Annotated in this window: 14 protein-coding genes; 8 read left to right on the forward strand and 6 right to left on the reverse strand. The window is 71.7% G+C overall.

The features are described from left to right. Nucleotides 1-396 precede the first annotated feature (396 nt). Nucleotides 397-567, forward strand: coding sequence for a hydrophobic protein (locus tag ACIP4Z_RS12905; protein ID WP_355348845.1), 171 nt, complete (start codon nucleotides 397-399; stop codon nucleotides 565-567). A 376-nt stretch (nucleotides 568-943) separates the two neighbouring features. Here ACIP4Z_RS12905 and ACIP4Z_RS12910 read toward each other — a convergent pair whose 3' ends face one another. The 3 genes from ACIP4Z_RS12910 to ACIP4Z_RS12920 all read right to left on the reverse strand — a co-directional run bounded on the left by ACIP4Z_RS12910 (nucleotide 944) and on the right by ACIP4Z_RS12920 (nucleotide 4681). Beyond that, the gene (locus ACIP4Z_RS12910) at nucleotides 944-1849 is read right to left on the reverse strand and encodes a neutral zinc metallopeptidase (protein WP_401307181.1); all 906 of its coding nucleotides are present in this window, start codon (nucleotides 1847-1849) and stop codon (nucleotides 944-946) included. Between the two features lie 210 nt (nucleotides 1850-2059). Further along, the gene (locus ACIP4Z_RS12915) at nucleotides 2060-3514 is read right to left on the reverse strand and encodes a hypothetical protein (protein ID WP_401307184.1); all 1455 of its coding nucleotides are present in this window, start codon (nucleotides 3512-3514) and stop codon (nucleotides 2060-2062) included. A 255-nt stretch (nucleotides 3515-3769) separates the two neighbouring features. Further along, a complete protein-coding gene (locus tag ACIP4Z_RS12920; RefSeq protein WP_355347049.1) occupies nucleotides 3770-4681 on the reverse strand; it encodes a MurR/RpiR family transcriptional regulator in 912 nt (303 codons plus the stop codon). A gap of 362 nt (nucleotides 4682-5043) precedes the next feature. On the opposite strand from ACIP4Z_RS12920, the gene ACIP4Z_RS12925 reads away from it, so the two are divergent. The 5 genes from ACIP4Z_RS12925 to ACIP4Z_RS12945 all read left to right on the forward strand — a co-directional run bounded on the left by ACIP4Z_RS12925 (nucleotide 5044) and on the right by ACIP4Z_RS12945 (nucleotide 11147). Continuing rightward, nucleotides 5044-6483 carry a GuaB1 family IMP dehydrogenase-related protein gene (locus ACIP4Z_RS12925; protein WP_391050593.1) on the forward strand — a complete coding sequence of 480 codons (1440 nt, stop codon included), beginning with the start codon at nucleotides 5044-5046 and terminating at the stop codon, nucleotides 6481-6483. A 169-nt stretch (nucleotides 6484-6652) separates the two neighbouring features. After that, a complete protein-coding gene (locus tag ACIP4Z_RS12930; protein WP_391160759.1) occupies nucleotides 6653-7111 on the forward strand; it encodes an AsnC family transcriptional regulator in 459 nt (152 codons plus the stop codon). A gap of 132 nt (nucleotides 7112-7243) precedes the next feature. Beyond that, nucleotides 7244-8260 (forward strand): PRC and DUF2382 domain-containing protein, encoded by a 1017-nt coding sequence (locus ACIP4Z_RS12935; protein ID WP_355347058.1) that lies wholly within the window; start codon nucleotides 7244-7246, stop codon nucleotides 8258-8260. 294 nt (nucleotides 8261-8554) lie between these two features. Next, the gene (locus tag ACIP4Z_RS12940) at nucleotides 8555-9355 is read left to right on the forward strand and encodes a carbon-nitrogen hydrolase family protein (protein ID WP_401307189.1); all 801 of its coding nucleotides are present in this window, start codon (nucleotides 8555-8557) and stop codon (nucleotides 9353-9355) included. Nucleotides 9356-9434: 79 nt separating this feature from the next. After that, complete coding sequence (locus ACIP4Z_RS12945) at nucleotides 9435-11147, forward strand: NAD(P)/FAD-dependent oxidoreductase (RefSeq protein ID WP_355347064.1); 1713 nt, start codon at nucleotides 9435-9437, stop codon at nucleotides 11145-11147. A 16-nt stretch (nucleotides 11148-11163) separates the two neighbouring features. On the opposite strand, the gene ACIP4Z_RS12950 is transcribed toward ACIP4Z_RS12945, so the two are convergent. Together ACIP4Z_RS12950 and ACIP4Z_RS12955 are read right to left on the reverse strand one after the other, a co-directional pair. Continuing rightward, nucleotides 11164-11838, reverse strand: a complete 675-nt coding sequence (locus tag ACIP4Z_RS12950; RefSeq protein ID WP_355347067.1) for a DUF5995 family protein — start codon at nucleotides 11836-11838, stop codon at nucleotides 11164-11166. A 128-nt stretch (nucleotides 11839-11966) separates the two neighbouring features. Continuing rightward, nucleotides 11967-12830, reverse strand: coding sequence for an NAD-dependent epimerase/dehydratase family protein (locus tag ACIP4Z_RS12955; protein ID WP_391050601.1), 864 nt, complete (start codon nucleotides 12828-12830; stop codon nucleotides 11967-11969). A 153-nt stretch (nucleotides 12831-12983) separates the two neighbouring features. Between ACIP4Z_RS12955 and ACIP4Z_RS12960 the strand changes: the two genes are divergently transcribed. Then, nucleotides 12984-13826, forward strand: a complete 843-nt coding sequence (locus ACIP4Z_RS12960) for a helix-turn-helix transcriptional regulator (RefSeq protein WP_355347073.1) — start codon at nucleotides 12984-12986, stop codon at nucleotides 13824-13826. A 378-nt stretch (nucleotides 13827-14204) separates the two neighbouring features. On the opposite strand, the gene ACIP4Z_RS12965 is transcribed toward ACIP4Z_RS12960, so the two are convergent. Beyond that, a complete protein-coding gene (locus ACIP4Z_RS12965) occupies nucleotides 14205-15434 on the reverse strand; it encodes an MFS transporter (RefSeq protein WP_391050604.1) in 1230 nt (409 codons plus the stop codon). A 184-nt stretch (nucleotides 15435-15618) separates the two neighbouring features. Here ACIP4Z_RS12965 and ACIP4Z_RS12970 point away from each other — a divergent pair, with 184 nt between their 5' ends. After that, entirely contained in the window at nucleotides 15619-16824 is a 1206-nt protein-coding gene (locus ACIP4Z_RS12970) for an ROK family protein (RefSeq protein WP_401307195.1), read from the forward strand. The last annotated feature ends 69 nt before the right edge of the window (nucleotides 16825-16893 follow it).

Raw genomic sequence — 16893 nt, forward strand, 5'->3', positions numbered from 1 at the left:
GGCCGCACACGGCGGTCGGCGGTGTGTCACTCCGGTCGACGCGCCTCGACGGCCCCGCCCCGTCCCGTCACCGCGCTGACGCAGCGCGAGACACCACCGGTCGCACCAGAAGTCGGAAACAGCCCGGATCCCCGCGGCGGTGTCCGCGACACAGTCCGCAGCGTCCGGTCGTCATGGTGAGGACAAGGAATTGCGGAGCGGTAGGGGGTGATACGGGTCTGGCGCGCACTCGGAATCGAGTGCGCCTGTCGTCGAGGCACGGTGACTATGGCGCCCGACCGCCTGTCCCGCTCATCGCCAGGACACCTGTCACCAGCTGATGGATACCGTTCCGTGACATTATCCGCGCATGTCAGTGTGGGCGTGGGGCAAGCGCGCGAGTGGGAGGTACAAACTATGGGACCGCTTCTGCTCGTTCTTCTGCTCGCGTTGATTCTCTTCGGCGCCGGGTTCGCCCTCAAGATTCTGTGGTGGGTGGCGATCGTCGTCCTGGTGGTCTGGCTGCTGGGATTCGTTGTCCGCTCGACGAATTCCGGTGGCAGCCGTGGCCGTTGGTACCGCTGGTAGCGACGCACTTCGACCTGCCACTGAGCGGTGTCTGCCCCTCGCGGGGCGGACACCGCTCAGTCGTATTGCGACAACGTTCTCCGATGACGGGTACACCGGATATTTCGGGACAGGATGACAATGCTGGGGCGCCGCCCGCATCACCAGCGGTTCCACCTCCAGCGGGCAGCGCTCCAGTGCCCGCGACCGGGCCGGGGCGACCCCGGCACTGGCATTCAGGGGCAGTGGCATTCAGCGGCATTGACATCATTTGACATTCAGCGTTCAGGAACGCGGCGCTCATTCCGCGCCGCGCACGGCGTTGTCCGCGCGCGGTATCGGGCGTTCGGCATGTCCCGTCCGCGCTCACCGCGGACGGGCCGGACGAGCTGACCTCTCAGGCGAAGGTGTCGCAGGCCGAGACGGCTCCGGAGGTGTAGCCCTTGGTGAACCACTGCTGGCGCTGCGCCGACGAGCCGTGGGTCCAAGTGTCCGGCGTGACCTTGCCCTGGTACTTCTGCTGGATACGGTCGTCGCCGACAGCGGCCGCCGCGTCCAGGCCCACAGTGATGTCGGCCCGCGTCAGGTCGGTGATCAGCGGCTTTCCGCTCGCGGGGTCCGGGGTGGTCGTGGCGTGGTGGGTCCACACTCCGGCGTAGCAGTCGGCTTGGAGTTCGAGTTTCACCGAGCCGCTGTTCTCGCCCTGGCCGCTGCCGCGCGAGATGGTGCCGCTGAGGTCCTGAATGTGGTGTCCGTATTCGTGCGCGATGACGTATGCCTCGGCGAACGGGCCTCCCTTGGCGCCGAACTTGCCTGTGAGCTCGTCGAAGAACCCGAGGTCGAGGTAGACCTTGTCGTCGGCGGAGCAGTAGAAGGGGCCGACCTCCGACGTCGCCTCGCCGCAGCCGGTGTTGACCCTGTCGGTGAACAGCAGGGTCGGCGCCTGGGTGTAGGACTTTCCTGCGGCTGTCTCCGTCTGCTTCCAGAATGCCTGGACGCTGTCGACCACGGCCACGATCCGGCAGTCGTCCTTCTTGTTGGCGTCCGCCCCGGTCCGGCAGTTCGCCGCGAGATCGCCGGGCGCGACGCCCTGGGAGCCGCCGGATCGCGCGGCGCTGTCAGAGGTGCCGCCCGAGCTGAGCAGACCCGGGTCCACCCCGAACACCACAGAGGCGATCACGACCAGCAGCCCTACCACCCCACCGCCCACGGTCTTTCCGCCACCGGGAATCCCGCCCCGTGCGCCGCCTCGGTTGTCCTGCACCTCGGAGGTGTCCAGGGCGGCATCGTCGTCGAACTGCATCAGCTGACTCTCCCTCACAACACGCCGGTACGCCGTGTCTCACCGGGGGCGTCTACCCAGCCGAACAGACCTCATCTGGATATGCCCGGACCGTGTTCCGAGGGGTCGCCGTCCGCAGGAAGCCCTCCCGGCGGACAGCCACCTGGATCACCGACCCAGGAGAGTCGACCGGGCGGGCCGGGGCCGCCCAGTGTCGCTCAGCCTCCGGACTCAGCGCGGCGACAGGCGGTAGAGCGCCGCCGCGCCCGCTTTGAGGTGGACCTTCAGCGTGCCGTGCTGGGCCGCTCCGCGGTAGCGGCCGGTGGCCGGCTCGAAGGTCGCCACGCTTCCGACGTGCGCCTGGTTGACGCCGAGCCGCACCGAGGCGGGGGCGTCGGGGTTGCGGTTGGCCACGAGCAGGTAGCGAGTGCCGTCGTCCTGCGTGTTCCTGAAGAGACCGATGACGGCGGCGTCCCCGGTGGCCGAGGTCAGGTGGTCGCCCGGGGTGAAGGCCACCGCGCTCGGCGGCAGCGGGTCGTCGTTGGCGTGTTGGACCGACTCCGAGCGGAGCGGCTTGAGTTGGCGGCCGACCGGCTGGAGCCAGGTGCGGTTCAGCCTGCGGGCCGCGCCGTACAGCGGGGTCTGCTTGCCGTCGGCGGTGATCAGCGCCTTGGTGAAACCCTCGCCACGGGCGGGGTCCGGCGTCCAGTAGGTGAAGTACTGGATGCCCTTGCAGCCGTACGCCAGGCTGATATTGGTCTGCCAGGCCAACTGCGAGGCGGTGGGCACCCGGTGGTTGTTGTAGCCGACCGACTGGATGAACGTCCACGCCGGCAGCCCGGACTTCAGCGACGCCTCGCGGTAGATCGCCCAGTTGTCGAAGTAGTTGAGGTCTATGCCGTCGGTGAGGATCGGGTACCGGTCGAACGAGATCAGCGGCGGCTTGACGGTGTCGATGTACGCCTGCACGAAGGCCGCGTAGTCCGGGCCGTTACCCGGCACGAGGTTGGAGTACGGCAGCAGCCCCGGTGCGACGTCACGCACGATGCCGGTGAGCGCCCCGACCGTGGGGAATCTGGACTGGGCCGGTTCGTCGAAGACGTTGAACCCGGCGAGCGAGGGGTGGTTCGCATAACTGGCCAGTGCCGCACGCACCCATGACGTCGCGTCAGCGGTGGTGAGCGAGGACGGCACGCTCCGGTCATCGGTGACCGACAGGTACTGCGCGATCGCCTGGATCCGGGGGTCGCCCGAGATCAGCACCTTCAGGCCCACCTGGTCGGCCATCTGCAAGGCGTAGCCGCCGCTTTGCGGATCGAATTGGTAGTTGCCCGTGATCAAGAAGGTGAACCCGGCGTCCTTGATCTCCTGGTAGCGGTCGAGCGTGGTCTCGTACGGGTGCGGCGGCCAGAACAGCCCGATCGGGAAGTCCGGCCCTCCGGTGAGCGGAAGATCCACACTCGCGGCGGAAGAGTCCGCCGCGTCGGCGGCGTGCGTGCCGTCTCCGGAATCCACCGAACTCAGCGCCCCGGCGGTCGGATCGCCGGGCCCCGGTGCGGCCGCCGCCCGGTTGGCGGCCAGCCCGCCCGCGGCCAGGACGCCGGCGCCCAGGCCCGCGGCCTGTAGCAGCGTCCGGCGGTGCATCGGCTGTGAAGCGCTGGAGAGGGAGGAGTTCTGTTCTGGCATGGCCTACTCCGATCGTTAGAACGCGGGAACGGGGAGGGGGCTGAAGGTCCCAACGGTGCACCGGCGACCGTGGCGGACGCACACATGCTGGCAGACGGTGGTGGTTCAATCAACCACGATGCGCAGAAATGATGAATGAATCATGCAGGACGCGGCGTGCACCGCCGCGCCCGCGCCCCGGTATCGGCAGACGGACTCGGCGCACTGAACTCGGCGCACTGAAACTCGGGCGCACTGAACTCAGCGCGCTGAAACTCAGCGCCCGCGGCGCCCCTTCACCATGTGGTCGCCCGGGATGTGCCCGGTGAGCGCCATGGACGCGCTGGCCCGGCCGTACGACAGCTGCGCCACGCGCACGTACAAGCAGTCGATCAGCACCAGCACCGAGTGCCGGGCTCCGATGCTGCCGGCGCGGAAGGAGGTCTCGGCGGTTGCGGAGATCAGCCGGACCTCAGCGGCCCGCGCCAGCGGTGACCTGTGGTCGGCGGTGATCGCCACTGTGGTGGCGCCCCGCGCGCGGGCGAGTTCGAACGGCTCGATCGTCTCCCGGGTCGATCCGGAGTGAGAGATGCCGATGGCGACATCGGCCGGGGTGAGCAGGGCCGCCGACGTCGTGGCGGCGTGCACTTCGTTCCACCCGCGCACCGCGCATCCGATCCCGAAGAGCCGCAGCTCGGTCTCCACCGCCACCGCGCCGCTGCCGCCGACGCCGTACACGTCGATCCGCCGCGCTCGGGCGACCGCCTGGGCCGCGCGCTCAAGCGACGCCAGGTCGATGGTGTCCAACGTCCGCTGCACCGCGCCGAGATCTGCCTGGCCGACGACGGTGACCACCCGCCGCAAGTCGTCGTCGGGGGAGATGTCCGGCCCGATCTCCGAGGTGCCCCAGGCGGGCTCGTCGCCGCGCGCGCTCTCACGGACCAGTTCGATCAGCAGATGCTGGTACGACTCCAGGCCCACCGCACGGCAGAACCGCGTCACCGTCGGCTGGGACGTGCCGGTGCGCCGCCCCAGCTCGGCGGCCGAGCAGCCGATCACGGAGTTGGGGTCGGCGAGCACCAGCTCGGCCACTTTCCGCAGTGAGCCCGTCAGATGCGGCAGCTCGGCTCGGATCAGCGCTGTGACATCAATGCGCGCTCCCGCGTGGCCGTAGCCCTTGGCCTCCATACGGGTCCCCGATCGCTCACACCTGCCGGCCGTCCGAAAGGCCATGATGCCATGCGATTATGTCAATCATCGTGTATCGACCACGCAGACTGAAAGATTCAGCCTGCTTGCTCCGGTACGCCGCGGACCTCCTCCGCCAGGTCCAGGCGCGGCGGCCCCGACGGGGTGTCCCTCCTGGAGGTCTCCCGCTGGTCGGGGCGCTTTACAATTCAGATAACCGCGGACATCTATGGTCACCTGACCCCGGGCTCGGACGACAAGCTGAAGCGTGTGATGGACGAGGTACTGACCAGTGCCACCGTGCTGGTTCCGTGCTGACTTCGGCTCGCCTGCAAGGCAAAGCCGCAGGTGGGAGCAACAGCGTGAAATTCCTCAACGATATTCGGCCGCCGTACGACCTGACGTACGACGACGTCTTCATGGTGCCGAGCCGCAGCGCGGTCGGTTCCCGCCAGGGCGTGGACCTCAGGTCCCCTGACGGGACGGGCACCACCATCCCCCTGGTCGTGGCCAATATGACGGCCATCGCGGGCCGCCGGATGGCCGAGACCGTGGCCAGGCGCGGCGGCCTCGTCGTCATCCCGCAGGACATCCCCCACGACGTCGTCGCCGATGTCGTGGCCTACGTCAAGCAGCGCCATCTGGTGCTGGACACCCCGATCACGCTCGCCCCCTCCCAGACCGTCGCCGACGCGCTGTCCCTGCTGCCCAAGCGGGCGCACGGCGCGGGCGTGGTGGTCGAGGACGGGCGGCCGGTCGGCGTCGTCACCGAGTCCGACCTCAGCGGCGTGGACCGCTTCACGCAGCTCTCCGAGGTCATGTCCAGGGACCTGCTGCTGCTCGACGCGGACATCGACCCGCGCGAGGCGTTCAACCGGCTGGAGGACGCGCACCGCAAGCTGGCCCCGGCTGTGGACGCCGAGGGCCTGCTCGTCGGCATCCTGACCCGCAAGGCCGCGCTGCGCGCCACGCTGTACGAGCCCGCCGTCGACGCGAACGGGCGGCTGCGGATCGCCGCGGCCGTGGGCATCAACGGCGACGTGGCGGGCAAGGCCAAGCAGCTCCTGGACGCCGGGGTGGACACCCTGGTCGTCGACACCGCGCACGGCCACCAGGAGTCGATGCTCGCGGCGGTTCGCGCCGTGCGCGCGCTCGACCCGCGGGTGCCGATCGTGGCGGGCAACATCGTGGCCGCCGAGGGCGTCCGCGACCTGATCGAGGCGGGCGCCGACATCATCAAGGTCGGCGTCGGACCCGGCGCCATGTGCACCACCCGCATGATGACCGGCGTCGGCCGCCCGCAGTTCTCCGCCGTCATGGAGTGCGCCGCGGAGGCGCGCAAGCACGGCAAGCACGTCTGGGCCGACGGCGGCGTCCGGCACCCGCGCGATGTCGCCATGGCGCTGGCGGCGGGCGCGTCCAACGTGATGATCGGCTCCTGGTTCGCCGGTACGTACGAGTCGCCGGGCGACCTCCAGCAGGCCGCCGACGGGCGGCTGTACAAGGAGTCCTTCGGCATGGCCTCGGCGCGCGCGGTCCGCAACCGTACGAGCGAGGAGTCGGCGTACGACCGGGCGCGCAAGGCGCTGTTCGAGGAGGGCATCTCCACCTCGCGGATGTTCCTCGACCCGGCCCGGCCGGGCGTCGAGGACCTGATCGACTCGGTCATCGCCGGGGTGCGCAGCTCCTGCACGTACGCCGGGGCCGCCTCGCTCGACGAGTTCGCGGAGAAGGCGATCGTCGGCATCCAGAGCGCGGCGGGCTACGCGGAGGGCAAGCCGCTGCACGCGAGCTGGAACTGACGCGCGGTCGGGCGCCGGTGCCTTCGCCGGTGCCCGTGGCCGCGCCGGTACCGGTGCCTTCGCCGGTGCCCGTGCCCGTGCCCGCGCCGGTGCCCTCGCCGGTGCCCGTCCCGGTGTCGCCAGGGGGCCTTGGTCCCGAGTCGTCGGAGATGTCTCTATCCTGCGAGCTGTGAAGCCGCTCAACGATCTCGACGAACGCATCGTGCACGCCCTGGCCGAGGACGCCCGGCGGTCCTACGCGGACATCGGCGCCCAAGTGGGCCTGTCGGCGCCCGCCGTCAAACGCCGGGTGGACCGGCTGCTGGCGGCGGGCGCGATCACCGGTTTCACCGTACGGGTCGACCCCGCCGCGCTCGGCTGGCAGACCGAGGCGCTGGTGGAGCTGTACTGCCGCCACAACACCTCGCCCGGCGACATCAGGCGCGGCCTCGCCCGCTACCCGGAAGTCGCGTCCGCCTCCACCGTCACCGGTGAGGCGGACGCCGTGGTCCAGGTCTTCGCCTCCGACGTACGGCACTTCGAGCAGGTGCTGGAGAAGATCGCGGGGGAGCCGTTCGTGACCCGCACTAAATCCGTGCTGATCCTCTCCCCGCTGCTGCGCCGCTACGGCGCAGGCGCCCCGGAGTGAGGGCGCGGAGTGCGCCTGCCGAGGCATAAGTTGGGTAATGTCGCAAATCATGCGAATTGTGGCTGAAGTCACCCGATCGGGGTACAACGGGTACTGAGGCCAGATCGGCCCCGGCAGCACGAAGGAGGCGACATGATCACGCGTGAGCAGATTCCCAAGGTCATGGGCCATGCGGTGCATGACGCTCAGGGGAAGAAGATCGGCGAAGCCGCCCACCTGTACCTGGACGACGCCACGGGCGAAGTCGAGTGGGTCGCGGTGAAGACCGGTTTCTTCGGCAACAACGAGACATTCGTGCCGACGCGTGCCGCCCGCCTGGTCGAGGACCATCTTGAGGTTCCGTACGAGAAGGACCAGGTCAAGGGCGCGCCCAATGTGGACGTGGACTCGGGCGGACACCTCTCGGCGTCGGAGGAGCAGAACCTCTACCGCTACTACGGCATGGAAGCCAGGTCCGGCGGGTCCGTGGGCCGCGCCGCGAACGGGCAGGGCGCCGGGACCGGCGACGCGAAGGCCGGAGCCGCCGCCGGTACGGCCGGTGCCGCCGGAGTGGCCGCGGGCACCGCCGCGGGCCGTCACGCGCGGACCGCGGACACCGGAGCGCCGAGCACCGACAAGACCGCCGCGGCCCGCGCGGGCGCGCCGGTCGCCTCCACCGGCAAGGACACGCCCGCCATGGCCTCGGGCGCACCGCAGCGCCTCGCCGCGGACGGTCTCGACCCCGAGAGCGAGACCATGATCCGCTCCGAGGAGGAGATGCACGTCCGGGTCGAGCGGGAGACCATCGGCCAGGCGCGGCTCCACAAGGTCGTGGACGTCGAGGAAGTCGAGCAGACGGTGCCGATCCGGCACGAAGAGGTCCACCTCGTCCGTGAGCCCATCGACCCGAAGACCGCCGCGGGCCGTACGGGCGACATCAGCGAGGCCGAACAGGTCGTCACCCTCCACGAGGACAAGGCGATCATCGAGACCGAGGTCGTGCCGAAGGAGCGCGTCCGCATGCGCGTCGACGAGCACGTCGAGCAGAAGACCGTGCACGGCCGGGTCCGCAAGGAGCGGATCGAGACCGACACGAGCCCCGCGACCACCGAGGAGACCAGCGGCTACGAGGGTGAGCAGGGCCGCAAGGACCGCCGCTTCGGTAGCTGAACCGACCTGACGGCCGGTCGAACGGCCTCACCGCACCACGCGAGCGGGCCCCCACCCCTGAATCCCGGGGTGAGGGCCCGCTTCCGTGCCCCCAGGACGCGCCCCGCGAGCCCCTCAGTTCGCGCCGCGCGAGCCCCTCAGCGGCGACCCGGCGCAACGAATCGCCGGTAGTGCCGGAGAAGACGCAACGAACAGCGGCAGCAGCCGCAATGATCGCGTCTTGCCGCCGCCGCGCACGGAACCGTACTGTCGAAGGAGTCCCGTACACCCCCTCTGAACAGGCGAAAGAGACTCATGGCACCGTTGCGCGCTGCGCTGTATCAGGGGCCGGGCGGCGTACCCGAGTCGGTGGACGCGGCGCTCGCCGGATTCGAGGAGGCGGCTCGACGGGCCGCCGAGGGGGGAGCGCGGCTGCTGGTGACGGCCGAGCTGTCGCTGACCGGCTACGCGGTCGGCGACCGCCTCGCGGCGCTGGCCGAGGAGGCCGACGGACCGTCGGCGCGGCGGGTGGCGGAGATCGCCGCCCGGTACGGGATCGCCATCGTCTACGGCTACCCCGAGCGGGACGGTACGGCCGTGCACAACGCGGCGCGGCTGATCGGCCCGGACGGCGCCCCGCTCGCCAACTACCGCAAGACGCACCTGTTCGGGGACTTCGAGCGGTCCGCCTTCACCGCCGGTGACACACCCGTCGTACAGGCCGACGTCGACGGCGTACGGATCGGGCTGCTGATCTGCTACGACGTGGAATTCCCCGAGGCGGTACGGGCGCACGCGCTCGGCGGCACCCAACTCCTCGTCGTGCCGACCGCGTTGATGCGGCCGTACGAATTCGTGCCGCGCACCCTCGTCCCGGCCCGCGCGTACGAGAGCCAGCTGCACCTGGCGTACGCCAACCGCTGCGGGGCCGAGGGCGATTACCACTTCGCGGGGCTGAGCTGCCTCGTCGGACCGGACGGCGCGGTGCGCGCGCGGGCCGGGACCGGCGAGGAACTGGTCTTCGCCGATGTGGACCCGGCGCTGATCGACGCCGCCCGCGCGGAGACGCCGTATCTGGCCGACCGCCGCCCGGAGTTGTACCGCGCGCTCGGCTGAGCCCGCGCGCCGTAGTGTCCCGCGAGCGCCCGTAACCCCCCCTTTTCCCGCACGCCAGTTCAGCCAGGAGAGCCGCCCCATGACGTCCGTGCCCACCGCGGTCCACGACGAGCAGCACGCCGAAGCCCAGGAGCAGCCGCCCGTCACCATGTTCGGGCCTGACTTCCCCTACGCCTACGACGACTTCCTGGCGCACCCCGCTGGCCTCGGCGCGGTGCCGCCCACCGAGCACGGCACGGAGGTCGCGGTGATCGGCGGCGGCCTGTCCGGCATCGTCACCGCGTACGAACTGATGAAGATGGGCCTCAAGCCCGTCGTCTACGAGGCGGACCAGATCGGCGGGCGGCTGCGCACGGTCGGCTTCGACGGCTGCGACCCCGGCCTCACCGCGGAGTTGGGCGCGATGCGCTTCCCGCCCTCGTCCACCGCCTTCCAGCACTACGTGGACCTGGTGGGCCTGGAGACCAAGCCGTTCCCCAACCCGCTCGCGCCCGGCACGCCTTCGACCGTCGTGGACCTCAAGGGCGAGTCGCACTACGCCACCTCGGTGGACGACCTTCCCGAGGTCTACCACCAGGTGATGCACGCCTGGAACGCGTGCCTGGAGGACGGCGCCGACTTCTCCGCGATGCAACGGGCCCTGCGCGAGCGGGACATCCCCGTGATCCGGGAGATCTGGTCGGCGCTGGTCGAGAAGCTGGACAACCAGACCTTCTACGGCTTCCTGTGCGACTCCCCGGCCTTCGCGTCCTTCCGGCACCGGGAGATCTTCGGGCAGGTCGGCTTCGGCACCGGCGGCTGGGACACCGACTTCCCCAACTCGATCCTGGAGATCCTGCGGGTCGTCTACACCGGCGCGGACGACGACCACCGCGGGATCGTCGGCGGCTCGCAGCAGCTCCCGCTGCGACTGTGGGAACGCGAGCCCGACAAGGCCGTGCACTGGCCGAAGGGCACCTCGCTGCGCTCGCTGCACGCCGCCCGCGACGGCCGGCCGCGCCCGGCCGTGACCGGGCTGCACCGCACCGCGGGCAACCGGATCACCGTCACCGACGCGTCGGGGGACATCCGTACGTACCGCGCCGCCGTCTTCACCGCGCAGAGCTGGCTGCTGCTGTCCAAGATCGCCTGCGACGACTCGCTCTTCCCGATCGACCACTGGACGGCGATGGAGCGCACCCACTACATGGAGTCCAGCAAGCTCTTCGTGCCGGTGGACCGGCCGTTCTGGCTGGACAAGGACCCGCGGACCGGCCGCGACCTGATGTCGATGACGCTCACCGACCGGATGACCCGCGGCACGTACCTGCTGGACGACGGACCCGACCGGCCCGCCGCGATCTGCCTGTCGTACACCTGGTGCGACGACAGCCTCAAGTGGCTGCCGCTCAGCGCCCACGAGCGCATGGAGGTCATGCTGAAGTCGCTCGGCGAGATCTACCCGGGCGTCGACATCAGGAGGCACATCATCGGCAATCCGGTGACGGTCTCCTGGGAGAACGAGCCGTACTTCATGGGCGCGTTCAAGGCCAACCTGCCCGGCCACTACCGGTACCAGCGGCGGCTGTTCACCCACTTCATGCAGGACCGGCTGCCCGCCGACAAGCGCGGCATCTTCCTCGCGGGCGACGACATCTCCTGGACCGCGGGCTGGGCCGAGGGCGCCGTGCAGACCGCGCTCAACGCGGTGTGGGGTGTCATGCGGCACCTCGGCGGCGCGACCGACCCGCTGAATCCCGGTCCCGGCGACCGCTACGACGAGATCGCGCCGGTGCTGCTGCCGGAGGACTGAGCACGGGGCCCGTACGTCAGCTGCGACGGCCCACCGGCGTGAGCAGGCAGCGGCCGATCAGGCCGACGCCCGCGTCCAGGCGGCGCACGCACTCCTCGTACGCGTCCGGCCGGTCGCGCAGCGCCCACAGCAGCCGGGCCGCCGCCCAGGCCGCGTCCCGCGCCCGGTCCAGGCTCCACGAACCCACCACGTGGGTCAGCGGATCGGCGAGTTCGAGCAGGTCGGGGCCGGGCATCAGCTCTTCGCGCACGCGCTCCTCGACGGCGGTCAGGATCTCGCCGACGCGGTCGAAGTCGGCGGCCAGGGCGGGGGGTTCACAGCCGGTGGCGCGGCAGGTGTCGACCACCGCCAGGGGAAGGTCGTGGCCGACATGGGCGTTGACGCCCGCCAGCGCGAACTGGAGCGGGTGGATGTCGCGGTGGGCGCGCATACGGAGCAGGGGCCGCCAGGACGCCGGCGCTTGCCTTCCCCCGGCGTCGTCCTCGACGGCCTTGAGGTAGCGGTTCGCGAACCGCACCGCCAACCGGGCCGCCGTCTCGGCGTCCTCGAAACCGTTCGCGGCCAACTGCCGCCCCACCGCGCGTGTCACCTCCACGTACACGGCGTTGAACACGCCCAGTCCGTCGCGGCGGCCCCCCACCCGCCGCATCCGCCCCACCACCGAGGCGACATCCTCGTCCGTCGTCCGCATCCCCCCACCCTCCCGGCCCGCTCCACCCCCGCGCCCGCGGCGCGACCGGTTTCGCCGCCCGCACCACCCGTGCGGATCAGAGTTCGCCGGCGGGCGCGCCTGTGCGGGTGCGGCGCCGGACGCGCCGCTTAGAGGGCGCCCGCCGCGGCGGCGGACCAGACGGTGGGGTGGAGGGGGCGGAAGCCCAGCTCGTGGTGGATGCGGAGGGGGGAGGAGATGCCCTCCCAGGGGTCGGCGAGGGGGCGGTCGGCCATACCGGCAGGCACCTCGGCCCCGTTGATCCAGTGGATGTCGAGGGCGGTGACCGGCGCGTCGTCGGTGATGTTGTAGATCCGCCCGGCCACACCGGGGGCGTACAGGACGCGCAGGAGACCCTGGGCGACGTCGGCGTGGTGGACCATGGACATCCGGCGGTGGGCGGGCCAGTCCTGGGCCCACCGCAGCGCCTGCGGCAGGTGCGGATCGCCCTCGCCGTAGACGAAGGAGAGACGCCCGACGCGCACGTCGACCCCGCTGTCGCGGCCGAGGGCGAGCAGCCCGACCTCGGCCTCGCGCTTGGCGGCGGGATAGGCGCCCCACAGGGAGGCGCCGGGCAGCGTCTCGTCGTCCTCGACGGCCGGTCGGCCACGGCCAGCGCCGTACACCAAGGTGGTGCTGACCTGCACGAAACGGCCCACGCCCGCGTCGGCGGCGGCGCGGCCGAGGTCGAGCGCGGCGTCGCGGTTGACGGCCCACGCCTCCTCGTCGGGGACACCGCGGAAGGCGGCGGCGATGTTGAGCACGGCGTCGGCGCCCGACACGGCCTCGCGGACGTCGTCGGCGTCACGCAGCTCGCCGACCACCGCCTCCGCGCCGAGCCGGGTGAAGGGCTCCGCGCGCGCCTCGTCGCGTACCAGGACGCGTACGGTGTCGGCGGTCCCCGCCCGTTGCAGCAGGCGGGGTACGAACCGGCGTCCGACCTGTCCCGTCGCGCCGGTGACCAGGATCTTCATGGGGTGCTCCTCGTGGTGCGGACCTGCGGCGGGACCCGGTGTTCCGCCGCTGTCTCCCACCCTGCGCGGCCCGGAGCGCGGGCGGCAGAGACCTCTCTATCCGGGGAGTGGCACTCCCTGGATAGCCGCGCCGCGCGGACGCATGCTGGAAGGGTGAACCGACCCGAGCTCGCCGACTTCCTGCGCCGCTGCCGCACCCGCCTCGCCCCCGCCGACGTGGGCCTGGCCGAGGGGGTCAGGCGCCGCACGCCGGGGCTGCGCCGCGAGGAGGTCGCCCAGCTCGCCGGGATGTCGGCGGACTACTACACGCGGCTCGAACAGTCCCGCGGCCCGCGCCCCTCGCGCCAGATGCTCACCGCACTGGCCCGCGCGCTGCGGCTGACCGCGGACGAGCGGGACCACCTGTTCCACCTGTCGGGGGAGGAGCCGCCGCGCGAGGCGGGCGGCAGCGGGCACGTCAGGCCGGGGCTGCTGCTGGTCCTCGACCGGCTGCACGACACGCCCGCCCAGGTGGTGAGCGACTTCGGCGACGTCCTCGCGCAGAACGCGATGGCCGCGGCCCTGCTCGGCGACGTGTCGGCGCGGCCGCCCGCGCTGCGCAATGTCGTACGGCGGATGTTCACCGACCCCTCCGCCCGCGCGCTGTTCCCCGAGGAGGACCACGAGACGCTGGCCCGTCACCATGTGGCGAATCTGCGCGCCGTGCTCGCGGCCCGCCCCGACGACCCGCGCCCGGCCGCGCTCGTCGCCGAACTGCGGGCGCAGAGCCCGCAGTTCGCCCGGATGTGGGACGACCACGAGGTCGCGGTGCGCCGCTCGGACACCAAGCGCTTCCGCCATCCGGTCGTCGGGGAGCTGGAGTTGGACTGCGAGGTGCTGCTCAGCCCCGAGCACGACCAGCGGCTGATCGTCTACACCGCGCGCCCCGGCAGCGCCGCGTACGAGCGGCTGCGGCTGCTCAAGGTGGTCGGCCTCCAGGATCTGGCCGTCGGCTGAAACGGTCCCCGGACCGTCGTCCCCGGCGCGCCGCGGAATGTGACTGTCACGGCCCAACTCCCTTCGTACGTACGGGCGATGGCGCCTACGTAAGGGGTATGGAGGCGCGCCTGTGCCATGGCGTATTCCCGCGGCATGATTTGCCCCCGGGTATGCCCAACAGTGAGTGAAGGGCCGCTAACGTGAAGACACGGTCCGGCGGGCACGAATCCCCCGTGCGTGCCCGCCGGACCTTCGATTCCCCGGGATTCCCAGGGGTTTCCCGGATCTTCCGGACCGTGCCGCCGCCCCGCGTGCCGAGTGCCCCGCCGAGGTGTTCGCCGTAAGGGGAGGGCCGGGCGGGACCGTACGGCCTCGCCCGGCCGTCCCCTTACCGGATCAGTCGGCCGCGGCGGCGACCCCCGGCGCGGGCGCGGGGGAGGAGCCGGTGACCGTCTTGCCCGCGGCCGGGCGGACGACGCCCGCGCCCACCACCAGGCCGAGGGTGAGGACGGTGACCAGCGTGAAGGAGACCGTCAGCGAGGTGGCCCCGGCGATACCGCCGATCGCGGCCGGGGCGACCAGGCCCGAGGTGTACGTGACGGTGGCGACGCCCGCGATGGCCTGGCTCGGATTGGGGCCGCTGCGCCCGGCGGCGGCGAAGCACAGCGGCACGACCACGGATATCCCGATGCCGAGCAGCGCGAAGCCCGCGATGGCGGGCAGCGGCGAGTGCGAGAGCACCACCAGCAGACCGCCGAGGGTGGCGAGCACCCCGCCCGACCGCAGCGTCCGTACCGCGCCCAGCCGCCGTACCGCGAAGTCGCCGAAGAGCCGGGTGACCGCCATCGTGCAGGAGAACGCGGTGTACGCGACCGCCGCGATGCCGGGTGAGGCCCCGGCGACATCGCGCAGGTAGACCGCGCACCAGTCGGAGCTGCCGCCCTCCGCGAACACCCCGCAGAAGCCGATCGCCCCGATCACGAGCGCCGTGCGCGGCGGCAGGGCGAAGCGCGGCGGCGCGGCCTCCTCCGCGTCCGGCCGGATGTCGGGCACCCCGGCGCAGATCAGGTAACTCGTCACCAGCAGCGCCGCGGCCATCGCGCCCAGATGGATCCTGCCGTCGAGCCCCGCGTGCGCCGCGGGCACGCCGATCGCCGCGCCCACCAGCGTGCCGACGCTCCACATGCCGTGCAGCCCCGACATGATCGACTTGCCCTTGCGGTGCTCCACCTCGATGCCGATCGCGTTCATGACGACATCCGCCATGCCCGCGCTGGCCCCGAAGGCGAGCAGCGCCAGGCACAGCCACGGCAGGCCCGGCATGACCGCGGGCAGCGCCAGTACGGCCGTCCACATCCCGAGCAGGACGCGCAGCGCGGTACGGGAGCCGAGGCGGTGCATCAGCCGCCCCGCCAGCGGCATCATCAGCGACGAGCCGATCGCGGGACAGGCCAGCGCCAGACCGAGAGCGCCGGGGCTCAGGGACAGATGGTCCTTGATCCACGGGATACGGGTGGCGAAGGTGCCGCTCGCCGCGCCGTGGACGGCGAACGCGATGGCGATGGCCATATGGGCCCGGCGGATCCGGGACGGAGCCGTCTTGTCGTCGGCGGCGGCGGTTTTCATGCGGCGTAAACTATCAGGAAGGCTCCCTGAAAGTTAAGGGGTCATCGGCCGCCAGGAGACCGGGTTGCCGGGCCGACGGCTCTACGGGTTCACGGACTCGATCAGTCCGTGCTCCCGTCGGGCACCCGCTCCGGGAAGCCGTACGGCGTACGGGCCCACCGGCCCGGTCTGGAAGGATCCCCGCATGACCGTCACCCGCGCGCTTCCGGGCCGCAACGCGTCACCGCGCACCGCCCGCGCCATCAACGACCGCCTCGCCCTGCGCCTCCTCCAGCAGGAAGGCCCGCTCACCGCGGGTCAGTTGAAGGAACTCACCGGAATGTCCCGGCCGAGCGTCGCCGACCTCGTCGAGCGGCTCCAGGACTCCGGACTGATCGAGGTGGTCGGCGAGGCGGGCGAGGACAGACGCGGGCCCAACGCGCGGGTGTACGGCATCGTCGCCGACCGGGCGTACGTCGCCGGACTCGACATCCGCGTCGAGAGCATCGGCGTGGAGATCGCCGACCTCCTCGGCCGCACCGTCGCCCGCGCCGACCTGCACGTGCCGGACGGGGCCGACCCGGCCGGGACCGTGGCCGAGGGCGTGGCCCTGCTGCGCCGCGCCATCCGCACCGCGGGCGCCACCGAACTCCACACCGTCGCCTGCGGCGCGCCCGGCCTCGTCGACCCGGAGACCGGACGGCTGCGCGCCGCCAACGCGCTGCGCTCCTGGCACGCGGACCTGGTCGACGAGATCCGCTCCCGGCTCGGCGTGCCCGTGCTGCTGGAGAACGAGGTCAACCTCGCCGCCGTCGCGGAACAGCGCGTGGGAGCCGCGCGGAACGACGACACCTTCGTCCTGCTCTGGATCGGCGGGGGAGTCGGCGCCGCCGTCGTCCTCGACGGCAAACTGCGCCGCGGCGCGTCGGGCGGAGCCGGCGAGGTCGGCTTCCTCCCGCTGCTCGGCACCCCCGAACTGCCGACCGCCACCGACTGCGACAACGGCTACCACGGGCTGGTCGGCAGCCGCGCCGTCTGCGCGCTCGCCCGCGAGCACGGAATCCCCGTCGGGGGCGCCGACGAGGCCGAGGGGGCCGCGGCGGCCGTCACCGCCGCGCTCGCCGGAGGCGCCGCCACCGAAGGCTTCCTCGCCGAGCTGTCCACGCGGATCGCCGTCGGGGCCGCCGCCATCTGCGCCGTGCTCGACCCCGGACGGGTCGTCCTCGCCGGTGAGGTCGCCCAGGCCGGAGGGGCCGCCCTGGCCGAACGCGTCGCCGAGTGCCTCGGACGCATCTCGCCGCTGCCGACTGTCGTACGGGCCAGCGCCGTGCACGGCGGCGCCGTCCTGCGCGGGGCCGTGGTCACCGCCACCGACGCGGCCCAGGAGGAGCTGTTCGCCCCCGTGGTGTGAGGCAGGGCACACGGACGCCCTGGAGGCCGCGGGGGTGTGCGTGGCACACTGGTGCCGTACCAGTGACGT

Origin of the sequence: Streptomyces sp. NPDC088910, assembly GCF_044749865.1 — a bacterium.
Lineage (GTDB): Bacteria > Actinomycetota > Actinomycetes > Streptomycetales > Streptomycetaceae > Actinacidiphila.

Excerpts from the sequence above, each read along its gene's own strand:
- ACIP4Z_RS12940 (WP_401307189.1), top strand. The coding sequence starts at position 8,555 with ATGGCACCGTTGCGCGCTGCGCTGTATCAGGGGCCGGGCGGCGTACCC.
- ACIP4Z_RS12910 (WP_401307181.1), bottom strand. The coding sequence starts at position 1,849 with ATGCAGTTCGACGACGATGCCGCCCTGGACACCTCCGAGGTGCAGGAC.
- ACIP4Z_RS12920 (WP_355347049.1), bottom strand. The coding sequence starts at position 4,681 with ATGGAGGCCAAGGGCTACGGCCACGCGGGAGCGCGCATTGATGTCACA.
- ACIP4Z_RS12915 (WP_401307184.1), bottom strand. The coding sequence starts at position 3,514 with ATGCCAGAACAGAACTCCTCCCTCTCCAGCGCTTCACAGCCGATGCAC.
- ACIP4Z_RS12905 (WP_355348845.1), top strand. The coding sequence starts at position 397 with ATGGGACCGCTTCTGCTCGTTCTTCTGCTCGCGTTGATTCTCTTCGGC.
- ACIP4Z_RS12935 (WP_355347058.1), top strand. The coding sequence starts at position 7,244 with ATGATCACGCGTGAGCAGATTCCCAAGGTCATGGGCCATGCGGTGCAT.
- ACIP4Z_RS12965 (WP_391050604.1), bottom strand. The coding sequence starts at position 15,434 with ATGAAAACCGCCGCCGCCGACGACAAGACGGCTCCGTCCCGGATCCGC.
- ACIP4Z_RS12950 (WP_355347067.1), bottom strand. The coding sequence starts at position 11,838 with ATGCGGACGACGGACGAGGATGTCGCCTCGGTGGTGGGGCGGATGCGG.
- ACIP4Z_RS12945 (WP_355347064.1), top strand. The coding sequence starts at position 9,435 with ATGACGTCCGTGCCCACCGCGGTCCACGACGAGCAGCACGCCGAAGCC.
- ACIP4Z_RS12970 (WP_401307195.1), top strand. The coding sequence starts at position 15,619 with ATGACCGTCACCCGCGCGCTTCCGGGCCGCAACGCGTCACCGCGCACC.
- ACIP4Z_RS12955 (WP_391050601.1), bottom strand. The coding sequence starts at position 12,830 with ATGAAGATCCTGGTCACCGGCGCGACGGGACAGGTCGGACGCCGGTTC.